The organism is Haloplanus litoreus (genome assembly GCF_045690335.1).
GTDB classification, from domain to species: domain Archaea; phylum Halobacteriota; class Halobacteria; order Halobacteriales; family Haloferacaceae; genus Haloplanus; species Haloplanus litoreus.
This window is the reverse complement of sequence record NZ_CP147874.1, coordinates 2,315,218-2,335,518: the sequence shown is the minus strand read 5'-3', so window position 1 is coordinate 2,335,518 and position 20,301 is coordinate 2,315,218. Positions and strand designations below refer to the sequence as shown.

General features: G+C 66.2%; 23 protein-coding genes. 13 read left to right on the top strand and 10 right to left on the bottom strand.

The window, feature by feature from the left end; all coding sequences use genetic code 11:
- Nucleotides 1-419: 419 nt before the first annotated feature.
- From V8686_RS12540 to V8686_RS12515, 6 genes are all read left to right on the top strand, one after another.
- The gene (locus V8686_RS12540) at nucleotides 420-1,343 is read left to right on the top strand and encodes an acetamidase/formamidase family protein (RefSeq protein ID WP_379704641.1); all 924 of its coding nucleotides are present in this window, start codon (nucleotides 420-422) and stop codon (nucleotides 1,341-1,343) included.
- Between the two features lie 258 nt (nucleotides 1,344-1,601).
- Complete coding sequence (locus V8686_RS12535; protein WP_379704639.1) at nucleotides 1,602-4,610, top strand: FAD-binding and (Fe-S)-binding domain-containing protein; 3,009 nt, start codon at nucleotides 1,602-1,604, stop codon at nucleotides 4,608-4,610.
- Nucleotides 4,610-4,993 carry a cyclophilin-like fold protein gene (locus tag V8686_RS12530; RefSeq protein WP_379704637.1) on the top strand — a complete coding sequence of 128 codons (384 nt, stop codon included), beginning with the start codon at nucleotides 4,610-4,612 and terminating at the stop codon, nucleotides 4,991-4,993. Before V8686_RS12535 ends, V8686_RS12530 begins: the two co-directional genes overlap by 1 nt.
- A 214-nt stretch (nucleotides 4,994-5,207) precedes the next feature.
- Nucleotides 5,208-6,941 (top strand): Nramp family divalent metal transporter, encoded by a 1,734-nt coding sequence (locus tag V8686_RS12525; protein WP_379704635.1) that lies wholly within the window; start codon nucleotides 5,208-5,210, stop codon nucleotides 6,939-6,941.
- A gap of 52 nt (nucleotides 6,942-6,993) precedes the next feature.
- Nucleotides 6,994-7,425, top strand: a complete 432-nt coding sequence (locus V8686_RS12520) for a hypothetical protein (protein ID WP_379704633.1) — start codon at nucleotides 6,994-6,996, stop codon at nucleotides 7,423-7,425.
- Nucleotides 7,415-7,948, top strand: a complete 534-nt coding sequence (locus V8686_RS12515; protein WP_379704631.1) for a hypothetical protein — start codon at nucleotides 7,415-7,417, stop codon at nucleotides 7,946-7,948. Before V8686_RS12520 ends, V8686_RS12515 begins: the two co-directional genes overlap by 11 nt.
- Before the next feature lie 19 nt (nucleotides 7,949-7,967).
- Here V8686_RS12515 and V8686_RS12510 read toward each other — a convergent pair whose 3' ends face one another.
- Both V8686_RS12510 and V8686_RS12505 read right to left on the bottom strand, forming a co-directional pair.
- Nucleotides 7,968-8,594: a CFI-box-CTERM domain-containing protein gene (locus V8686_RS12510; RefSeq protein ID WP_379704629.1), complete on the bottom strand. Its 627-nt coding sequence runs from the start codon at nucleotides 8,592-8,594 to the stop codon at nucleotides 7,968-7,970.
- Between the two features lie 60 nt (nucleotides 8,595-8,654).
- Nucleotides 8,655-8,873, bottom strand: a complete 219-nt coding sequence (locus tag V8686_RS12505; RefSeq protein WP_379704628.1) for a YgaP family membrane protein — start codon at nucleotides 8,871-8,873, stop codon at nucleotides 8,655-8,657.
- A gap of 108 nt (nucleotides 8,874-8,981) precedes the next feature.
- On the opposite strand from V8686_RS12505, the gene V8686_RS12500 reads away from it, so the two are divergent.
- On the top strand, nucleotides 8,982-9,161 hold the full coding sequence (locus V8686_RS12500) for a hypothetical protein (RefSeq protein ID WP_379704626.1): 180 nt from the start codon (nucleotides 8,982-8,984) through the stop codon (nucleotides 9,159-9,161).
- A gap of 10 nt (nucleotides 9,162-9,171) precedes the next feature.
- On the opposite strand, the gene V8686_RS12495 is transcribed toward V8686_RS12500, so the two are convergent.
- Both V8686_RS12495 and asd read right to left on the bottom strand, forming a co-directional pair.
- The gene (locus V8686_RS12495) at nucleotides 9,172-9,525 is read right to left on the bottom strand and encodes a hypothetical protein (RefSeq protein ID WP_379704624.1); all 354 of its coding nucleotides are present in this window, start codon (nucleotides 9,523-9,525) and stop codon (nucleotides 9,172-9,174) included.
- Nucleotides 9,526-9,588: 63 nt separating this feature from the next.
- On the bottom strand, nucleotides 9,589-10,623 hold the full coding sequence (asd, locus tag V8686_RS12490; RefSeq protein ID WP_379704622.1) for an aspartate-semialdehyde dehydrogenase: 1,035 nt from the start codon (nucleotides 10,621-10,623) through the stop codon (nucleotides 9,589-9,591).
- 224 nt (nucleotides 10,624-10,847) lie between these two features.
- Here asd and V8686_RS12485 point away from each other — a divergent pair, with 224 nt between their 5' ends.
- On the top strand, nucleotides 10,848-12,650 hold the full coding sequence (locus V8686_RS12485) for an acetyl-CoA carboxylase biotin carboxylase subunit (RefSeq protein WP_379704620.1): 1,803 nt from the start codon (nucleotides 10,848-10,850) through the stop codon (nucleotides 12,648-12,650).
- Nucleotides 12,647-13,579 carry a biotin--[acetyl-CoA-carboxylase] ligase gene (locus V8686_RS12480; RefSeq protein WP_379704618.1) on the top strand — a complete coding sequence of 311 codons (933 nt, stop codon included), beginning with the start codon at nucleotides 12,647-12,649 and terminating at the stop codon, nucleotides 13,577-13,579. Before V8686_RS12485 ends, V8686_RS12480 begins: the two co-directional genes overlap by 4 nt.
- Here V8686_RS12480 and V8686_RS12475 read toward each other — a convergent pair.
- From V8686_RS12475 to V8686_RS12465, 3 genes are read right to left on the bottom strand one after another with little or no spacing between them, the layout of a single operon-like run.
- Nucleotides 13,576-14,034 carry a universal stress protein gene (locus tag V8686_RS12475; RefSeq protein WP_379704616.1) on the bottom strand — a complete coding sequence of 153 codons (459 nt, stop codon included), beginning with the start codon at nucleotides 14,032-14,034 and terminating at the stop codon, nucleotides 13,576-13,578. The genes V8686_RS12480 and V8686_RS12475 overlap by 4 nt on opposite strands.
- 42 nt (nucleotides 14,035-14,076) lie before the next feature.
- Nucleotides 14,077-15,090 (bottom strand): amidohydrolase family protein, encoded by a 1,014-nt coding sequence (locus tag V8686_RS12470; RefSeq protein ID WP_379704614.1) that lies wholly within the window; start codon nucleotides 15,088-15,090, stop codon nucleotides 14,077-14,079.
- Between the two features lie 31 nt (nucleotides 15,091-15,121).
- Nucleotides 15,122-16,345: an HD domain-containing protein gene (locus V8686_RS12465; RefSeq protein WP_379704612.1), complete on the bottom strand. Its 1,224-nt coding sequence runs from the start codon at nucleotides 16,343-16,345 to the stop codon at nucleotides 15,122-15,124.
- Between the two features lie 51 nt (nucleotides 16,346-16,396).
- Between V8686_RS12465 and V8686_RS12460 the strand changes: the two genes are divergently transcribed.
- From V8686_RS12460 to V8686_RS12445, 4 genes are all read left to right on the top strand, one after another.
- A complete protein-coding gene (locus V8686_RS12460) occupies nucleotides 16,397-17,044 on the top strand; it encodes a DJ-1/PfpI family protein (RefSeq protein WP_379704610.1) in 648 nt (215 codons plus the stop codon).
- Between the two features lie 260 nt (nucleotides 17,045-17,304).
- Nucleotides 17,305-17,904, top strand: a complete 600-nt coding sequence (gene sod, locus V8686_RS12455; RefSeq protein WP_379704608.1) for a superoxide dismutase — start codon at nucleotides 17,305-17,307, stop codon at nucleotides 17,902-17,904.
- Between the two features lie 144 nt (nucleotides 17,905-18,048).
- Nucleotides 18,049-18,654: a nitrous oxide reductase accessory protein NosL gene (locus tag V8686_RS12450; RefSeq protein WP_379704606.1), complete on the top strand. Its 606-nt coding sequence runs from the start codon at nucleotides 18,049-18,051 to the stop codon at nucleotides 18,652-18,654.
- Between the two features lie 62 nt (nucleotides 18,655-18,716).
- Nucleotides 18,717-18,995: a DUF5827 family protein gene (locus V8686_RS12445; RefSeq protein ID WP_379704604.1), complete on the top strand. Its 279-nt coding sequence runs from the start codon at nucleotides 18,717-18,719 to the stop codon at nucleotides 18,993-18,995.
- Between the two features lie 16 nt (nucleotides 18,996-19,011).
- Here the strand turns inward: V8686_RS12445 and V8686_RS12440 are convergent, their stop codons facing one another.
- The 3 genes from V8686_RS12440 to V8686_RS12430 are packed head-to-tail and all read right to left on the bottom strand — an operon-like array spanning nucleotide 19,012 to nucleotide 20,288.
- Nucleotides 19,012-19,587, bottom strand: coding sequence for an MBL fold metallo-hydrolase (locus V8686_RS12440; RefSeq protein ID WP_379704602.1), 576 nt, complete (start codon nucleotides 19,585-19,587; stop codon nucleotides 19,012-19,014).
- A 13-nt stretch (nucleotides 19,588-19,600) separates the two neighbouring features.
- The gene (locus V8686_RS12435; RefSeq protein ID WP_379704600.1) at nucleotides 19,601-19,762 is read right to left on the bottom strand and encodes a hypothetical protein; all 162 of its coding nucleotides are present in this window, start codon (nucleotides 19,760-19,762) and stop codon (nucleotides 19,601-19,603) included.
- Nucleotides 19,763-19,805: 43 nt separating this feature from the next.
- On the bottom strand, nucleotides 19,806-20,288 hold the full coding sequence (locus V8686_RS12430) for a dihydrofolate reductase (protein ID WP_379704598.1): 483 nt from the start codon (nucleotides 20,286-20,288) through the stop codon (nucleotides 19,806-19,808).
- Between the last annotated feature and the right edge of the window lie 13 nt (nucleotides 20,289-20,301).

The following is a 20,301-nucleotide window of genomic DNA, read 5'->3' as shown; positions in this document are numbered from 1 at the left end:
TCTCCGGCGCGTCGATCGGGACGACGATCGTTCAGACACAACCCGGTTCGTGCCGCTTTCGTTTGATCTAGACACGAATAGCCCCACAGTAGCGGGGTAATTAATAGCTTTGCATAATGGGAAGATATTTGGCATTTATTTCGATCATTCGAAAACAGGACGATTATAATTAAATATATACATAAGAATAGCCGCAAACGATGGCCCTTGCTGAAAATAATTTGCCGTTTCTCGATGTCAGTAGTTTACATCTCAGAAAAGTAGTCCCGACTAGTTGGGGGATCGCACATAATCGAGCCTGAATGACTCGAATGCTGTTAATATCGATCAAATTGGCTATTATTTGGATATATGTGGACTTATTTACAGAATATCAAAAAGAATTATCTGTCTGGCACCAGGACGTACGGCCGATCATCGTGACGACACATCAGCTCACGGAAGAGACACAGGACGGCTTCCACTACACGGTCGGTCCCTACTTCGACCCGGTACTCGAAATCGAGCCGGGAGACACCGTCGAAGTCGAGACCGAAGACGCCTTCGAGGGCGCCATCGAGACGGAGGACGACCTGCCCAGTGAAGTACTCGGCGACTACCTCAACCCGCAGAACGGCCCCATCTACGTCGAGGGGGCCGAGCCGGGCGACGCGCTGGCGATCACCATCGAACACATCGAACCGCGGGGACCACAGCCCCGCGGGACGACCTGTACGGTTCCTCACTTCGGGGGGCTCTCCGCGACGGATCGGACGGCGATGCTTCACGACCCGCTGCCGGAAATCGTCAAGAAACTCGAGGTCACCACGGAGGGGACCGTCTGGAACGACGACATCACCATCCCGTACGAGCCCTTCGTCGGAACGATCAGCACGTCGCCGAAGATCGACTCGGTCAATGCCCTGACGCCGTTCAAACACGGCGGCAACATGGACCTCCCGGACGTGTGCCCCGGGAACACTATCTACCTCCCGGTGGAGGTCGACGGTGGGTACGTCTACCTCGGTGACTGTCACGCCGCCCAGGGGGACGGTGAACTCTGTGGGGTCGCCCTCGAACATCCCACCACGACGACCATCACGGTCGATCTTATCGAGGACTGGGAACTCGAGTGGCCCCGACTGGAGTCCGAGGACTTCATCATGAGCATCGGGAGCGTCCGCCCGATGGAGGACGCCGCACGCGCGGCGTACGCCGACCTCGTGGCGTGGATGGCCGACGACTACGGCTTCGACGAGATGGAGGCGTACATGCTCCTGACCCAGGTGGGCCACGTCCGTCTCGGCAACATGGTCGACCCGAACTACACCATCGGTGCCGGCATCGACAAGTCGTATCTGTAGGCGACTGGCCGACCGACCGGCCCCGGGAGTCGCTGTGGGCGGTGTCGGCGACGGCGCGAATCCGGCCCGTCACCGTTCGGCTCGACCACCCCGAAGCCGTGCGTCGGTCGCGGTGTTTCTTGGGTGAACGTTCGTGCGGATTGTTATGGGTACCGGCAACTATTTGGTCCAATTGTTCGTGTAAAATCCCGGACGGCGGCGAGTAGCTTCTAGCCCAGTAGCGTAGGAGTTAAATCGGGTCAGTTCGGTGTGAGAGGCATGGCCATTGATGAACGATCAACGGGATTAGAGACCTCGGCGGACTCACTGGGACACGACCATCCAGACGCCGAGGAGTACCGGGCGCTGGCCGAGGATCTACGTGAGGGTGTGCAGGGGGACGTTTCCTTCGACGAGTACGCGCAGGTGCTCTACGCTACCGACGGGAGCATCTATCAGGCGAAGCCGGCTGGTGTCGTGTTGCCCCGGTCGGTCGACGACGTGCAGCACACCGTGGCGACGGCCGCCGACCACGGCGTGCCGATCCTGCCGCGCGGGACGGGATCCTCGCTCGGCGGCCAGACCGTCGGGCCGGGCTGTGTCGTCGTCGACTTCACGCGCTACATGGACGACATCGTCGACGTCGATCCGGACGGCCAGCGAGCGGTCGTCCAGCCCGGCGTCGTGCAGGACCACCTCGACAACCACCTCGAACAGTACGGCCTCAAGTTCGCCCCCGACCCGGCGTCCTCGAACCGGTCGACCATCGTGGGTGGCATCGGCAACAACTCCACGGGCGCACACTCGGTTCGCTACGGCATCACCGACGCGTACACCGAGGAACTCGACGTGGTGCTCGCAGACGGCTCGCTGATCCACACCGAGGAAATCGTCCTCGACAGCGACGAGTGGGACGAGAAGGTTTCCGGTGACGGGCTGGAAGCCAACATCTACGAGACGGTTCGCCGACTGGTCGAGGAACACGAGGCAGAAATCGAGGAGAAGTACCCCGACCTCAAGCGCTCGGTGTCGGGTTACAACCTCCAGAAGGTCATCTACGAGAACGAGGACGGCGAGGAGGTAATCAACCTCTCGAAGCTCTTCGTCGGTGCGGAGGGGACCCTCGGCGTCATCGTCGAGGCCGAGGTGTCGCTCGTCACGCTGCCCGAGGAGACGGCGCTCGTCCTCTACTGTTTCGACGACCTGGTCGAGACGATGGAGGCCGTCCCGGAGGCCCTCCAGTTCGACGTGGGAGCGGTAGAGCTCATGGACGACGAGGTGTTCCAACTCGCCGCCGACTCGACCGAGTACGCCCAGTACGTCGAGATGATCCCCGAGGGGACGAAGGCGGCGCTGATGCTGGAGTTCGACTCGGAACTCGTCGACGACTTCCACGAGGCCATCGAGGAGACGAACGACTACTTCGTCGAGAACGGCGACGCCTTCCACTCCATCGAGGCCTACACCGACGAGGATCAGGCCGACATCTGGAAGCTTCGCAAGGCCGCGATTCCCCTGCTGATGGGGATGAAAGGCGACCCCAAACCGTACCCGTTCATCGAGGACGCGACGGTGCCGCCGGAGGAACTCTCCGAGTACGTCTTCGAGTTCGAAGAGGTGCTGGAGGACCACGGCACCTCCGCGGCCTACTTCGCACACGCCGGCAGTGGGACGCTCCACATCCGCCCCATCCTCAATCTCAAAGACGGGGAGGGAATCGAGAAGATGCACTCGATCACCGAGGACGTGACGGACTTGGTGCTCGAACACTACGGCTCGTTCTCGGGTGAACACGGCGACGGGATGGCCCGAACGGAGTTCAACCCCAAAATGTACGGAGAGGAGCTCTGGACGGCGTTCAAGGAGCTGAAGACGGCGTTCGATCCCGACTGGCACATGCACCCGGGCAACGTCGTCTACCGCGACGGCCCCGAGGATATCGGGCCGGACTCCGAGCGTGGCGTCGGCGCCGACATGCGGGAGAATCTCCGCTACGGCGTCGATTACCAGTCCGTCGAGCCGCAGACGTCCCTCGACTTCGAGGACGAGGGCGGCTTCTCCCACCTCGTCGAACTGTGTAACGGTTGTGGGACCTGCCGCCAGACGGACTCCGAGGTGATGTGTCCGACCTACCGTGCGTCCGAGGAGGAGATCCAGACGACGCGTGGCCGTGCGAACATGCTCCGCGCGGCGATCAGCGGCGAACTCGACGAGGACGAAATCTACTCCGACCGCTTCCAGGAGGAGGTCATGGATCTCTGTGTCGGCTGTAAGGGTTGTAAGAGCGACTGCCCGACCGGCGTCGACATGGCGAAGCTGAAGACGGAGGTCAAACACCAGTACCACCAAGAAGAGGGCGTCAGCCTGCGCGAACGCGTGTTCGCCAACATCGACACGCTCTCGAAGGTCGGCTCGATGTTCGCCCCCGTCTCCAACATCGCACCGAAGATTCCCGGCGCGCGCACGGTCATGGAAGAGGCCCTCGGTATCTCCCGCGAGCGGGAGCTGCCAACCTTCGCGAGCGAGAGCTTGGAAGCCTGGTTCGAGCGCCGCGGCCGCTGTCAGGTCGCACCGAGCGAGGCGACGGACCAGGTGTTGCTCTTCCCGGATACGTACACGAACTACATCTACCCCGAAGCCGGAAAGGCGGCCATCGAGGTTCTCGAAGCCGCCGACGTGTACGTCCGCATTCCGGAGGACGTGGCGCCCTCGGGACGCGCGGCGTTCTCGTCGGGGATGCTCGATCTGTGCCGCGAGCGTGCCGAGGCGAACGTCTCGGCGCTCCGCGGGGCGGTCGACGACGGCTGGTCGGTCGTCTTCATCGAGCCCTCGGACGCGGTCATGTTCCAGGACGAGTACCGCGATCTGCTCTCCGGCCCGGCCGTCGAGGCCGTCTCCGACGCCGCCTACGGCATCATGGAGTACGCAGACGTGACCGGACTGACCGACACGGTGGACTTCTCGACCCCGCGACGGTCGCTGTCCTACCACGGCCACTGCAACCAGAAGGCGACGAACAAGGACCACCACGCCCTCGGCGTCCTGCAGGGTGCGGGATACGACGTCGACCCGCTCAACACGACCTGCTGTGGGATGGCCGGTTCCTTCGGATACCACGAGGAGCACTACGACATCTCTCAGGCCATCGGCAGCATGCTGTTCGAAGAGGTCGACGAGAGTCCGGGCGACGAGGTGACCGCACCCGGTGCGTCCTGTCGGTCGCAGCTCGGTGAGGAGTACGACGAACATCCGCCACACCCGGTGGAGAAACTCGCGGACGCGCTGTGATGAGCGAGGGAGACTTCACCGTCACGGTCGACGGCACGACAATCGACGCCACGTGGGTCGACGAGAGTCCGGAGACTCGGCGGGCGCTCGTCGACTCCCTCCCGGTCGAGGGCGAAGCCACCCGCTGGGGTGACGAGCTCTACTTCCGCGTGCCGGTCGACGTCGACGCTGAGGCTCCCCGGGCGGCAGTCGACCCCGGAACGATCGCTTACTGGCCACAGGGGTCGGCCCTCTGTCTGTTCTGGGGACCGACGCCGGCGAGTACCGACTCGACTCCACGGGCGGCCTCGCCCGTGAACGTCGTGGCACGTCTGGCCGACACTACCCCCCTCTCGGACCTGCCGAGCGGTGCCGGTGCGACCGTTCGAATCACTGAAGACTGATATATCAACACCGGTCCGCTTTTATTTTCGCACGAGTCCGAGAGTCTCGCAAGTGCCGTTTAGTCGCTGTCCCGTCGGATTAGCCGAGCCGAATCATACTATCACTGTCATGCATCGATGATTATTTATGATATGACAATCCTGGGTAACATGGATCGCACAGACGATGGTAGCATGACCCACGAAGTATGATCCCATCCAACCAGGGGAGACAATGACAGATAACCACGACGAAACACGAGTCGAAACCGACGGTGGTCTGACGGAGGACGATGTTCACACGACCGCCGAGGTCGGTGAGCAGTATCGTGCGACGGTGTATCGTGACGTCGACTACGAATCACTCGAGGTCGCTCCGGAGACGAGCGAGTATCCGAGTACCGACGGCAAGTGGGGCTTCCGAAAATACGACATGCCGAAAGTCCCGAAGGTATCCCACCTCGTCGGACCGAGCGCCATCATGCTCGGTGCGTCGCTCGGGAGCGGCGAGACGATGTTCTGGCCGACCCTCGTCGCCCAGAACGGCTGGGGCCTGTACTGGGCCTTCTGGGTCGGGGTGATCACCCAGTTCTTCATCAACACCGAGATCCAGCGCTGGACGCTCGCTACCGGGGAGAGTATCTTCCGAGCGTTCGACCGGATGAACAGCTTCTGGCCGTGGTTCTTCCTCGTTGCTGGCTTCTTCCACGTCGGGTGGCCCGGCTGGGCGGCCGGCGCATCGGAAGTGTTCGCCGTCTGGACCGGCGTCGTCCCGCGTGAGGACTGGGCCATCATCGGCGTCGCGACGATGGTCCTCATCTGGCTCAGCTACCAGGCTGGCCCGATTCTGTACAACGCCATCGAGAAGACCCAACTGGCGATGATGTTCATCGCCATCTTCGGCGCCGTGATCCTGGCGTTCATCGCCGGCTCGGTCGGCCAGTTCGCGAACGTGCCCGGCGGTGCCGTCAACTTCGGTGCGCTCCCGCCGGATATGGACATCGCGACGTTCCTCGGCGGCCTCGCGTACGCGGGTGCCGGCGGATACATCAACCTCGCACAGGGCATCTGGGCCCGTGAGAAGGGGTACGGTATGGGTACCTATCAGGGACGTATCAAGAATCCCCTTCGCGGTGCCGAACCCGAAGAAGTCCACGGTGGTTTCACGTTCGAACCGACCGAGAAGAATCTCCTCCGTTGGAAGCAGTGGTGGAAAGTCACCCAGCAGGAACACTTCCTGACGTTCGTCGTCGGGCTGCTCGTCGTCGCGACTGTCGCGATGACCATCTCCGCCGAGTACGCGAGCGGGACGGATCAGGGCGCCATCAACATGTGGCTCGACGTGATCATCCCGCAACTCGGCGCCGTCCAACAGCAGTTGATGTACGTGGTGATCTTCATCGCCCTGTTCAGCACGCAGTACGCCATCCTCGAGGCCTTCGTCCGCAACAGCGTGGACATCATCTTCGAGGGGTACGGGCGCTCGGCCGGCTGGGACCTCTCGCGGGTCTTCCTCGGCCTCCTTACCCTGTTCACTCTGTGGGGCATCCTCATCATCGTCGCCCAGTTCCAGCAGCCGTGGATCTTGCTGGTCATCGGTGCCGCCATCGCCGGTGCGATGATGTGGCCGTACAACGCGCTGGTCACCATCCTGAACACGACTCGACTCCCCGAACACACCCAGCCCGGCTGGAGTCGCGTCATCGCGATGTGGTGGGCGACCGGCTTCTTCGGGTACTTCACCGTTCTGCTGATCGGTGGCGTGCTCACCTCGCCGCAAGCCTACGGGCTCAACTTCCCGGCGTTCTCGACGACGGTCGGTATCGTCGGGAGCGGTCCGGCCGGCTACGTGCTGTGGGTCTTCGCCCTCGTCGTACAGATCTACACGATGTATCGCTCGGCCACCGCCAAGATGAGCGCCTCGGGAACCGTCGAAGGCTCGGACACGGCCCGGGGCTTCCTGTCGTAACGCCGACTTCCGACCAACCGTTTTTATCTATCGGCATCGTCAACGGGACGGTATGGCATCCCAAACGCAGTCGCCGGACCACGCTTTCGGGACCCTCTTCCGGTTTCTGGTCACCTACCGGCTCTTCGTTTATCTCGGTGGCCTGATCGCCATCGGGATTCCGCTCGCCCTCCAGCGGGCGTACGGAACGGAGCTGTCACCGGGTGCGCGAACCGCCATCGTCGTCGCGAGCCTCTCCGTGATGATCGTCACGTACATCGCCGAACGGCGGGTCGGTCAGGGCCACATCGACGAGCGCACCGGCGAGTCGACGGAGTCGTACTCGCTGCGCCTGCGCGCCTCCGTCGCAACCGCCGTCGTCGGTCTCGCCGTCGGCGTCTACGCGATCATGGAGATCAGTGTCTTCACCGGTGCTCTCTTTATTCTCGGCGCGTTCCTGTTCGCCTACATGGGTTACCGCACGGAGGGTGCGGATGGCGTCTGATGCCGAGGAGGTCGACCCCGAACAGTTCGAGGACCTGCCGTCGACCGACATCGAGACCGAACTGCACGTTCACTTCGGGATGGCCGGCTCGTTCCCCCTGCGCCTCGCCGACCTGTTCTTCGCGAACGACGGCCTCCACATCGCCGAGTACAGTTACATCACGCCCATGTTCGGGCTGGGGACGAAGAAACATCGCCGGGAGGCGAGCGCGATGCAGGACGTGTACGACGTCCACGGCCTCGACGAGGTGTTGCTGCAGGCCGACGCCGTCTACTGGCTGAACTACGAGGCGATAGATCGGGTAGTTCTCCACCGCGGTGGCTACCTCGGTCGGCCGAAACTCACCGTCTACCCGGTCGACGAGACGGCCCGCTCGCACGCGTACCGTCTCCACGAGAACGACGACGCCGACGCCCTCGCCGCGGCACTCCGCGACGTGGCGGCGGATCGTCCCTTCGACGTCGTCGTCGAGTCCGGCTCCGGCTTCGATCCGCGCGAGAACGTCGAACGATTCTTCAGTTGAACGCGCCGGCGTCGACCGGTCAGCGGAGTTCGGTGGCGCGGAGCCACCCGTGGGCCAGCGCCGCGAGTCCCACGCCGCCGACGTAGAGTGCGATCAGAAGGACCGACAGCGCCGCACGTGCGGGGTTCGACCCGATCGCACGCCGCCGGTCCGCGAGCGCTCCACAGCGGTCGACGAGCCACCGGACGGCGCCCGTCGAGGCCGCCTCGGGATGTCGGTCGAGCGTCGCCGCGATGGGCGGACTGACCGTCTCGTAGGTTCGGAGGAGGGCACGTCCCCCGGCCGTCGGGGCCAGTACGTCCGCGCGAAAGCCACGCAGGGAGTCGAGGGTCGGCCCCTCCCCGGCGGCCGCAGTGGTGATGAAGCAGTTCGAGTGGTGTTGTGTGATCTCGGCCCGGTGGAGGTCCGCCTTCCGGTAGCGGGTCGTCTCCACGGCCGGAAACTCGGGGTCCGCCGAGACGAGATATTCGCTCTCAGTGTGACGGATGTACACCTCGTCGTGATCGATCTCTTTGCCCGACTGGGTCACCACACGGAGGTGTTTCTCCCGGCCGTCGCCGACGCCGATCTCCGGGGTGGGACGGTCGTCGTCACCCTCGTCGGCCCCACCGTTCGTCACCGTCTCCGACCCGTCGTCCGTGCTCATACCGTCACACGAACGGGCAGGGTTATGAGCGTTTTCCGACCACCGACCCCGAGGCGACCCTCAGGGCCGCGAACACGTATCGATGCCGAGCAATCGGTGGACGAGACACCGTTGGGTCACGCCGGTGAGAAACACCACGACACCGACGACGACGAGGGCGACGCCGACCGACTGGCTCGTCGACAGCGCACCCAGCAATACGCCCGCCCCCGCCAGTGCGGCGAGTGGTCCGAGGATCAGCCGAGCGATGCGGTCGATCCCGCCGACGTTTCGCTCCATACGTCGACTGTCGTGGTCCGCATATAAAGTAGTCGTGTACGATCACCACACTACGGCAAACACCGTGCCGGCGAGTTTTTGCCGTTCGAAGCCCAACTGGAGGTGACCGTGTCAGAAACGCTCACGATCCTGCTCAGTACCCTACTCTTTCGCACGATCATCGTCGGTGCCGTGGTGCTCGTTCTGAAGTTCATCTACGAAGGTGTGTTCATGCAAGCCGGGATGTTGCTGCTCGCGATCTCCTTTTTCGCCTACCTGTCGTTCACCGAGGCACGACTCCTGGAGTGAGCGGCGGTCGTCACTCCGTGTACTCGTGACAGATCTCGGCCACTCGATCCAGATCGACGTCGGTGCCGCTGTCGACGGAGACGAACGTGCCCGAGAACTCGCCGTGCGTGTAGTGGATACAGACAGCCTCCTCGAACCGGTGCATCGTGCAGTGCCACCGACCGACCTGGAAGAGACGTTCCAGATACTCCCGCCCGAGTTCCTGTAGGACTAACTCGTCGTGGATACGGTCGATGACCGTCGCCTTCTCCGAGACGTCGTCGCGTTCGTAGGTTACGGTGATCCCGTCGCGTTCGTAGCGGGCGACTGCACGGAGGCCACGACCGGCGACGTCGTCGAGGCGATCGACCAACTGGGAAGGCATATCGCCTCCGATTCACTACTCGACAAACATGAAGCTGGGGACCGCCGGATCGACGGCGGAGGCCTACAGGTAGCCGTTCTCGACGAGGAGTTCGCCGTTCAGGAGGCTCGCGCCGGCAGCGCCGCGGACGGTGTTGTGTGCGAGGCAGTTGAACTTGACGCCGTGGTTGGTGGACTGCACGCCGCCGACACAGATCTGCATGCCCTGCCCGCGCATCCGGTCCATCCGGGGCTGGGGTCGCTCGGGGTCATCGAAGACGTGGATGAGCTGGTTGGGCGCGCTCGGGAGGTCGACTCCGGGGAACTCCCGCATCGCGTCGGCCACCTCGCTCGGCTCGGGGTCATCGGCCAGGTCGACGAAGGCGTTCTCCAGGTGGCCGTCGAGCGTGGGGACGCGGTTACACGAGGCCGAGACGTCGACGTCGTGCCAGGTGAGTTCCGCGCCGTCGAAGTCACCGAGGAGCTTCCGACTCTCGGTCTCCATCTTGTCCTCCTCGCCGCCGATGTGCGGGAGGACGTTGTCGATGATCTCCATGGAGGTGACTCCGGAGTAGCCGGCCCCGGAGACGGCCTGCAGCGTCGACACGTCGACGCGTTCGAGGCCGAACTGGTCCAGTGCGGCCAGCGGGGGAATCATCGTGATGGTCGAGCAGTTCGGGTTCTTGACGATGGCGCCGTCCCATCCGCGCTCGTCGCGCTGTACTTCGAGCAGGTCGAGGTGGCCCGGGTTGATCTCCGGAATCGTCAGCGGCACGTCCTCCGCGAGGCGGTCGTTGGAGGAGTTCGAGGAGATGACGTAGCCGTCGCGCGCGAAGTCTTCCTCGACGTCGACGGCGACGCTCGAGGGAAGCGACGAGAACAGCAGGTCCACGTCGTCCGGCACCGCGCCCGGCTCGGTTCGCCGGACCGTCATCTCGGCCACGTCGACGGGGATGGGGGAGTCGACGCGCCACTTGGCGGCTTCCCGGTACGGCTTGCCCGCGCTGTCCTCGCTAGCGGTGAGCGCCGCGAGTTCGAAGGTCGGGTGCCCGTCGAGAAGCTGGATGAATCGCTGTCCCACCGCACCGGTCGCGCCGAGGATACCGACTCGTACTGTCATATCTCTCCGTGCGGGTCACTGGCATAAGGCGGTTTGGATTCGGCGTCGTGTCCAGGTAACTCCCGGGCCGACCGATCGGCCAGCTCTCTCCGGGGGGACGCTTCGAAATCGACGAGTCGGTCGCGAACGCCACGATTCGGGTCCGAACCGAAACGCTCCAGTCGGGGGCGGCGACCGGTCGGATGACCGGTACACTAACGGGGGAATCGCCTGTAAGGGGGCACATGTTCCGCAAAGTTCTCGTCGCCAACCGGGGCGAGATCGCGGTCCGTGTGATGCGCGCCTGTGAGGAGCTGGGTATCCGGACGGTCGCCGTCTACAGCGAGGCCGACAAACACGCCGGCCACGTCAGGTACGCCGACGAGGCGTACAACGTCGGTCCGGCCCGGGCGGCCGATTCGTATCTCGATCAGGACGCAGTCCTGGAAGCGGCCCGGAAGGCCGACGCGGATGCGATCCACCCCGGCTACGGGTTCATGGCGGAGAACGCGGCGTTCGCCGAACGGGTCTCCGAGAGCGAGTGTACGTGGATCGGGCCGCCGCCCGAGGCGATGGAGCGCCTCGGCGAGAAGACGAAGGCCCGGCGCGTGATGGACGCCGCGGGCGTCCCCGTCGTGCCGGGGACGACCGATCCCATCGAGGACCCGTCGGAGGTCGAGGCGTTCGCCGAGGAACACGGCTACCCGGTCGCGATCAAGGCCGAGGGCGGCGGGGGCGGGCGCGGCATGAAGATCGTCGAGCACGCGGACGAAATCGAGGAGCAGTACCAAGCCGCCAAACGCGAAGGCGAGGCGTACTTCGACAACGACTCCATCTATCTGGAGCGCTACCTCGACTCGCCGCGGCACATCGAGGTGCAGATCGTCGCCGACCACCACGGCAACGTCCGCCACCTCGGCGAACGCGACTGCTCGCTCCAGCGCCGCCACCAGAAGGTCATCGAGGAGGGACCGAGCCCGGCGCTCTCTGACGACCTCCGCGAACGGATCGGTGCCGCCGCGCGCAAGGGCATCGCCGGCACCGACTACACGAACGCCGGCACCGTCGAGTTCCTCGTCGAGGGAGGCGAGTTCTACTTCCTCGAAGTCAACACGCGCATCCAGGTCGAACACCCGGTCACCGAGGAGATCACGGGCATCGACATCGTCAAGGAACAGCTCCGGGTCGCCGCGGGCGAGGAGATCGGATTCACCCAAGAGGACGTCGAAATCGACGGCCACGCGATGGAGTTCCGCATCAACGCCGAGAACGCGGCCAACGACTTCGCGCCCGCGACGGGACACCTGTCGACCTACGACCCCGCCGGCGGGATCGGCGTCCGCGTCGACGACGCGGTGCGCCAGGGCGACGACATCGGCGGCGACTACGACTCCATGATCGCGAAACTGATCGTCCACGCCGGCGACCGGGAGGAGTGCCTCGCGCGGGCGGAACGTGCCCTCCGTGAGTTCGACATCGAGGGGTTCCACACCGTCATCCCCTTCCATCGGCTGATGGTGACGGACGAGCGGTTCACCGCAGGCACCCACACGACGAACTACCTCGACGAGGAACTCGACCCCGAGCGGATCGACCGCGCCGTCGAGCGCTGGGGGCCGGAGGCGTCCGCCGACGATGACGGAGACGAGGACGAGGAGGTGAGCGAACGAGCGTTCACCGTCGAGGTCAACGGCAAACGCTTCGAGGTGAACCTCGAAGAGCGCGGCGCGCCGGCCATCCCGACCGGTACCGGCGGCGGCAACGCCGGCGGCCGGATGGAACGCCCCGACGCCGTCACGGGCGACGACGAGGGCGGTACCGTCGCGGCCGGTGAGGGCGAACGCATCGACGCCGAGATGCAGGGGACCATCCTCTCGGTCGAAGTCGCGGCCGGCGACGAGGTGGACGCCGGCGACGTCGTCCTCGTCCTCGAGGCGATGAAGATGGAAAACGACGTGGTCGCCGAGAGCGGCGGCACGGTGTCCGAGGTGCTGGTGAGCGAGGGCGAGAGCGTCGACATGGGTGATCCGCTGATCGTGCTCGAATGAGCGACACCCGCCGTCGCCTGCTCCACGAACTCGCCACTGCCGAGGGGCCGGTGTCGGGACCGACGCTCGCCGAGCGCCTCGGTGTCTCGCGCGCGGCGGTCTGGAAGCAGGTCGAGGCGCTCCGCGAGGCGGGGTTCGACGTCGAGAGCGACGCCGACGGCTACGCCGTCCGCGCCGTCCCCGGGTACGGCGCCGAGGCAATCGCGTTCGGCCTCGACGCACCCTACGCCGTCGAGTACCACGACCGCCTCCCGAGCACGAACGACCGGGCGCGCGAACTCGCCGTCGACGGTGCGACGGACCGCGTGGTGGTCGCTGGCGAACAGACCGGCGGGCGCGGACGGCTGGACCGCCCCTGGTCGTCGCCGTCCGGCGGCGTCTACGCGAGCCTCCTCTGTCGCCCGGAGCGCCCTCCCGCTCACGTCCCCGTCTTCACGCTCGCCGCGGCCGTCGCCGTGACCCGCGCCTGTCGGGAGGCGGGCGTCGACGCGGTGATCAAGTGGCCGAACGACGTGCTGGTGGCCGGATCGGAGCGAAAGCTCGCGGGTGTCCTCACCGAGATGGAGGGAGAGGCCGACCGAGTGTCGTGGCTGATCGTCGGCATCGGCGCGAACGTCGACGTCGACACCACGGATCTCCCCGAGACGGCGACGAGCGTCCGCGCGGAAGGTGGGAACGCCGACCGCCGGCGCTTCTGCCAGCGGATCGTCGAGACGTTCCACGAGTATCGGACCGATCCCGAGGCGACGCTCCCGGCGTGGCGCGAACACGCCGTCACGCTCGGTCGAGCGGTGCGCGTCGAGACGCCCGGGGGCGTCGTCGAGGGCGAGGCCGTCGACGTGGAGTTCCCCGGTGCGCTCGTCGTCCGCACCGCCGACGGTGACCGCGTCGTCCACGCGGGCGACTGCGAACACCTGCGACCCGCCTAGGCCTCGACGGGGACGGTCGTCACCGGGACGGCGGAGGCGCGGATGACCGACTCCGCGACGCTCCCCAGGAGTAGTCGGTCGATACCGCCGCGCCCGTGCGTGCCCATCACCACCAGGTCGCAGTCGTTTGCCTCGGCGTAGCGGACGATTTCGCGGCTCGGCTTGCCCTCGACGACTGCCGTGTGGACGGGGACGGCCGGGTCGTTCGTCCCGGACAGTTCGGTCGCGATGTCCCGGACTCGGGCGACGGCCGCCTCCGCGTCCTCCCGCAGGAGGCCGTCGACGCTCTCCCACGAGGACTCCATCGCCAGCCCCGCGTAGGCGTCCGAGTTGAGGACGTAGAGGCCGTGGAGGGTCGCGTCGTGGATCGTCGCGATTTCGACGGCGTGTTCGATGGCCCGCTCGACGCCGTCGGAGCCGTCGGTCGGGACGAGAATGCGATCGTACGCGACCATGCGTACCGGTACCACCGCTCGCTACATAACTCTTGACACGGATCACCGGACGATCCGTTCCACGTCGTCGACGCCGGCCCGGCGGACGACCGCCCGAACCGGATCACGGGCGCCGTCGAGGTTGTCGGAGCCGCCGTCGACGACGAGCAGGTTCGCCGCCCGGCCGGATTCGATCAGGCCGCAGTTCAGCCCCACGAGGTCGGCGCCGTTGACCGTCGCCATGCGTAACACGTCGCGAGCGTCGATGCCGCCGACCTTCGCGGCGAACTCCATCTCCCGGAACATCGACGGGCTGTTGAGCATCACGTTGTCCGTCCCCAGCGCGACGGTCGTCCGTTCGAGGAGTTCGGCGATGGGTGGCGTGCCGACGCCCGTGACGAGGTTCGAGCGCGGACAGACGACGACCGGGACGCCCTCGCGTTCGATCCGGTCGAGGTGGGCGGGGTCGGGGTGGACGACGTGGACGAGGAAGGTCGGCTCGAGGTCGAGTGCGGGGGAGAGGTCGGTCGAATCCCGTTCGCCCGCGTGGATGCCGAACGGCTTGCCCGCCTCGCGGGTCGCGGCGCGTTCGGCCGTGAAGTCGGCGTCGCGGGCGCCGCTCGCCCCGAAGCCGTCCGCCTCGTGCATCGCCGCCACCGTCTCCCGGCCGAGGACGACGGCCTCGACGGCCACCCCGTCGAGCGCCCGTCGGATGGCGTCGACGCCGGCGACGCCGCCCTCGCGGAACTCGACCGTCGCGGCAGTTCCCGACCGCTCCATGAAGCGAAGCGAGCGCCGCATCGCTGCGATCTTCTCGGCGTCGGTGGCCGCCCGGAGGAGGCGATGTTTGAGGCCGTCCGGCGGGGCGACGAGTTCGTCGAGCCGGAGACCGGCCCCGGCCTCCTTGGCGATGGAGTCGCCGATGTGGGTGTGGGCGTTGACGAACGCGGGGCAGACGATGGCGTCGCTATCGGTTGCGGTCTCCTCGACGGCGACGATTTCGCCGTCCTCGACGATCACGCGGCCCTCGACGGGGTCGAACTCGCGGCCGCGGAGGACGGTCCCCTCGATCTGCATGTCTCTACTCGGACGTGGGCGGTCCTTGAAACTACCCGAACTGGTCGAGCGTGGTGTCGAGGCCGCGGCGCACGTCGGAGACGAGCGCCCCGTCGATATCCAGCCCGAGCGTCCGGGCGGCCGTCCGACCCACGCGTTCGACGGCGCCCGGCGGGGCGTAGACGCCGAGTCGCCACTGGTTGCGGCCGGCGGTCCGGAGCGCGGACACGAGGGGTGACTGTCGGTCGAGTCGCCGGATCTCGCCGTTGACGACGACCCGCGACGACGACTCCCGGATCTCCGGGGGTGGCGGCACGTCGACGACGACGGAGTCGGGGTCCAGATCCGCCGCCGCCGCCACCTCGCGTTCGAGTTCCCGGACGCGCTCGTGATTCGCGTTCAGGAGCGCGTCGGGCACGTCGTCGAGTTCCGCCCACACCGCCCGCTTGTAGAGGTCACGTGTCGAGAGTCGGTCCGCCATCTCGGCCGTCGCGTCCGTCCGGCGCAAGGCGACAAGCAGGTCGGCGTCGTCCCAGCGGCGCACCCGGTCGGGGTCGTAGTCGGCGTCCTCGATCAGCCGTTCGGTCGCCCGACGGAGCATCGCCTTCCCGATGCGGGCGACGTGGTGCTGATAGACCGTCGGATTCATGAGTGCGCGGGCGAGCAGGAGGCTCTCGGCGGTCTGGACGTTCCCCTCGGCGATGACGAGTTCGCCGTTCTGGAAGGTGAGCTCCCGTACCAATCGCCCGTGGTCGATGGTGCCGTAGGGGACGCCCGTGTGGTGGGCGTCACGGACGAGATAGTCCATCCGGTCGACGTCGAGTTCGCCGGAGACGAGTTGGCCGTACCGGCCCTCCCCGGCCACGAGCTCGGCGATGGCCGCGGGGTCCAGGTCGTGTTCACGCAGGACGGCCCCGACCCGTCCGCTCGCGATGAGATCGGCTACGTCGTCGTGGTACTTTCCCGTGTGCCGGTAGAGGAGACGTTCGACGTTGTGGCTGAACGGGGGATGGCCAACGTCGTGCAGGAGGGCGGCGGCACGGACGCGTTCGGCCGTTCGTCCGGCGACACCGAGGTGATCCAGCGCCTCCGATGCGAGGTGGTAGACGCCGAGGCTGTGTTCGAAGCGGGTGTGGTTGGCCGAGGGGTAGACCAGCGAGACGGTGCCGAGTTGACGGACCCGTCGGAGCCGTTGCATCGCCGGGGTGTCGAGCAGCGCCTCGGCGACGCCCGTCACCTCGATGTGGTCGTGAACGCTGTCCTTGATCGTCGGCATAGTGACACCTTCGGCGGCCTCGCTCATATACCTCCGCCCGGGCGTAGGACTATGGTCGTCCGCGCCGAGGGAGCGGCCATGGAGTCCATCGCGATCCTTCTCTACGACGGGTTCGACGAACTCGACGGCATCGGCCCGTTCGAGACGTTCGAGATGGCGGCCGACGCGGGCGCTCCGTTCGACGTATCGCTCGTCACGCTGGACGACCGGGAGCGAATCACGGCGGCACACGGCCTCCGCCTCGAACCGGACGACATCCTCCCGGTCGCGGATCCGCCGGATCTGGTCGTCGTTCCCGGCGGTGGGTGGAACGACCGCCGCTCGCAGGGGGCGTGGGCGGAGGCGGAACGAGGCACCATCCCCGACGCACTCGCTCGGGTTCACGGCGCGGGCACGACGCTCGCGTCGGTCTGTACCGGCGGGATGCTCCTCGCCCGCGCGGGGATTCTGGACGGTCGGCCGGCGGTCACGCACGGGGGCGCCCTCGACGACCTGCGGGCGACGGACGCCGAAGTCGTCGACGCGCGCGTCGTCGACGACGGTGACGTGGTGACTGCGGGCGGCATCACGTCGGGGCTGGATCTGGCACTCCACCTGATCGAGCGGTTCGTCGACGCGGAGACGGCGGCGGAGGTGGCGGCAGGGATGGAGTACGACCGTCGGGGCGAGGTGTGGGTGTCGTCGGGGGTAGGTGGATGAAGCGCCGACGGTCGTTCGGGCCGTCGGGGCGAGGTGTGGGTGTCGTCGGGGGTGGGTGGATGAAGCGCCGACGGTCGTTCGGACCGTCGGGGCGAGGTGTGGGTGTCGTCGGGGGTAGGTGGATGAAGCGCCGACGGTCGTTCGGGCCGTCTGATAACGGGTGCCTATCCGCCCGCGTGACACCGAATGTGTCGTGTTAGCGTACGGTTCCTCAAAGCTTAACAGCGTCCCGATACATCTTCTTCGTGGAGGTTACACCAATGAGCTACGAACTTGACCCACTTCCGTACGATTACGACGCGCTGGAGCCCCACATCTCCGAACAGGTGCTGACGTGGCATCACGACACCCACCATCAGGGCTATGTCAACGGCTGGAACAGCGCCGAGGAGACCCTCGAAGCCAACCGTGAAGGCGGTGACTTCGGCTCCTCCGCGGGCGCCATCCGGAACGTGACCCACAACGGCTGTGGGCACATCCTCCACGACCTCTTCTGGAACTGCATGTCTCCGGAGGGCGGCGACGAGCCGAGCGGCGCTCTCGCCGACCGGATCGAGGAGGACTTCGGCTCTTACGAGGCCTGGAAGGGCGAGTTCGAAGCCGCCGCGAGCGCCGCGGGCGGCTGGGCGCTTCTGGTGTACGACAGCTTCTCGAACCAGCTGCGTAACGTCGTGGTCGACAAGCACGACCAAGGCGCGCTCTGGGGTAGCCATCCCATCCTCGCGCTCGACGTCTGGGAGCACTCCTACTACCACGACTACGGCCCGGCCCGCGGCGACTTCGTCGACAACTACTTCGAAGTCGTCGACTGGGAGGAGCCGAGCGCGCGCTACGAGCAGGCCGTCGAGCTGTTCGAGTAGCCGACGTCGTTGCACGACGCCGACGTGGAGACCGGCTCCACCGTCGCCAGAACTCACGTTTTTTCCGATACCATCTCAGTAGCCCCGGCTGTTTCGACGTACCGACCAGACGACCCAAGACGGACGAGCGCGTAGGGGACGGCGATGACCGACACCACGCCACCGTCACGACTCACTCGACGACGCTTCGTCACGGCTGGCCTCGGTGCGCTCACCGCGGGCCTCGCGGGATGTGCCGGCGGCCCGGTCGGGGACGGCGGGACCGCTACCCCGACCGGCACCGCGGCCCCCGACACCGATGCCGCCCTCTCGGAACCCGCCACGGTCCCCGAGGACGCGGAGTGCGGGGTCTGTAACATGATGCCGGCGAAATACCCGGATTACAACGCACAGCTGACCGTCGAGGCGGGTGATCGAGTGTTCTTCTGTTCCCCGGGCTGTATGGCCGCTTACTACGTCGATCCCGGCCACTTCGAGGCCGCACACGAGGGTGCTACCGTGGCCGACGTCTGGGTCCACGACCACGAGACGACGGACCTGATCGACGCCGAGACGGGGTGGTTCGTCCGAGAGACGGAGGCCGACCGGGTGCCGGACCCCATGGGGGCGAACCCGGTCCCCTTCGCGGCGGAGGGGGACGCGAACGCGTACATCGAGACGTACGACGACCTCTCGGCGTCGGCACTGCTCCGTCTCGAGGACTTCGACATGGAACTGGCGCGGTTCTACCGCGGCCGGTTCTTCGAGTAGTCCGGGGCTTCGCCGCGCCGCGCAGTCGGTAGCGTTTACGGGGCGACCCGCCTATGACGGGTATGCCCAGACCGAAAGACGCGTTCGACGGAATCTACCCCTGCGAGTTCTACACGCCCGAAGAGTTGTTGGACCGCGATCAGATGTATACGATCCGAGAGATCGCTCGCCTGTTGCAGGGACTCGACCCGGAAGCGGACGTCGACGAGGGAACCGAGGCCGTCCTCGTCGACTGGGCGGTACCGTGGGTGATGGTCAACGCCGCCGACCTGGTGATCGGCGAACCGCCGACCGACGAGGACCCCGGCTACTACGGGCTGCGGACGGACGGGGACGACTGACGACGGTCCGTATGAGCTACATCCGCGCGGCCTGGCCCGCGCGTTCGACGGTTGCGTAGGCCCCGTCGGTGACGCTCGGGCCGTGACCCGTATGGAGAGCGGCGAGATCCGGGTCGACAGTCTCCCGCAGGCGGTCGATACTCCGGATCAGCGTCCCGCGGTCCCCTTCCTCTAGGTCCGTCCGGCCGAACGAGCCGCCGGCGAACACCAGATCGCCCGCGAAACAGACCTTCGTCGCCGGCGCGTACAGGCAGACGTGGTCGTCCTTGTGGCCCGGCGTGTGGAGAACCGTGAACTCGTCGTCGCCGAGACGGACCGTCTCACCCAGTTCGTGGTCGACGGCGGGGAGGGTTGGATCGTACCCCCACGTCTCGACGCCGAACGCCTCGCGGACGGCGTCGACGTTGCCGACGTGGTCCCGGTGGGTGTGGGTGAGAACGACGGCGTCGAGACTGTCGACCCGGGCGTCGACTTTGCTCACCACGTCGAAGTTGGCGCCGGTGTCGACGAGGACCGTCCGGTCGCCGGTGACGAGGAAGACGTTGCTGGTGAACGCGCGCACGTCGGCCGCGAGGTTCGTCACGTCGGTCATGTGCTCGATCTCCCTACCGCCCCTCGGGACTTGAACGGTTCGTCGCCATCTCCGCCTCCGTCGCGCTCTCCGAGCGGACCGACCGTCCGGCGGCGTTTTGCGTGTCGTAGTCGATCAGCGCCTCGGCGAACTCGAACAGTTCCGTGCGGTTGTCGGAGAAGTACTCGGCGACCACCGCGGCGTGTCGGAGGTGTCACGGACGTGGGTGGCACTGGCGGTCAGCGCCGCTCTCGGACCCACTCTTCGAGCGTGAACTTCTCGTACGGTGTGCGGTCGACGACGGTCCACTCGTCGTGGTCCCAGTCGGGGAAGTACGCGTCCCCCTCGTACTCGCCGGGAATCCGGCTGAGTACCATCCGGTCGACGACGGGGTGGAACAGGTCGTAAATCGCCGCCCCGCCGATGACGTGGGCTCGATCGCTCCCGAGCGATTCGACGGTCGCTCCCGCGTCGTCGACGCCGGTGGCGTGGTGGGCCGATTCGACGTCGTAAGTCGGCGCGGACCGACTCAACACGACCTGGGCGGTTCCGGGACGGTCGTCGCGCATCGAGTCGAAGGTTCGACGTCCGAGGATCACGGGCGAGTCCGCGATCCGAGCCCTGTACTGTCGCTTGTCCGCCGGGATGCTCGGCCACGGGAGGTCACCGTCGCGGCCGATCACGCCGTTCGCTGCCACCGCGGCGACGGTTATCAGTTCCATGTCGGGTCTCGTC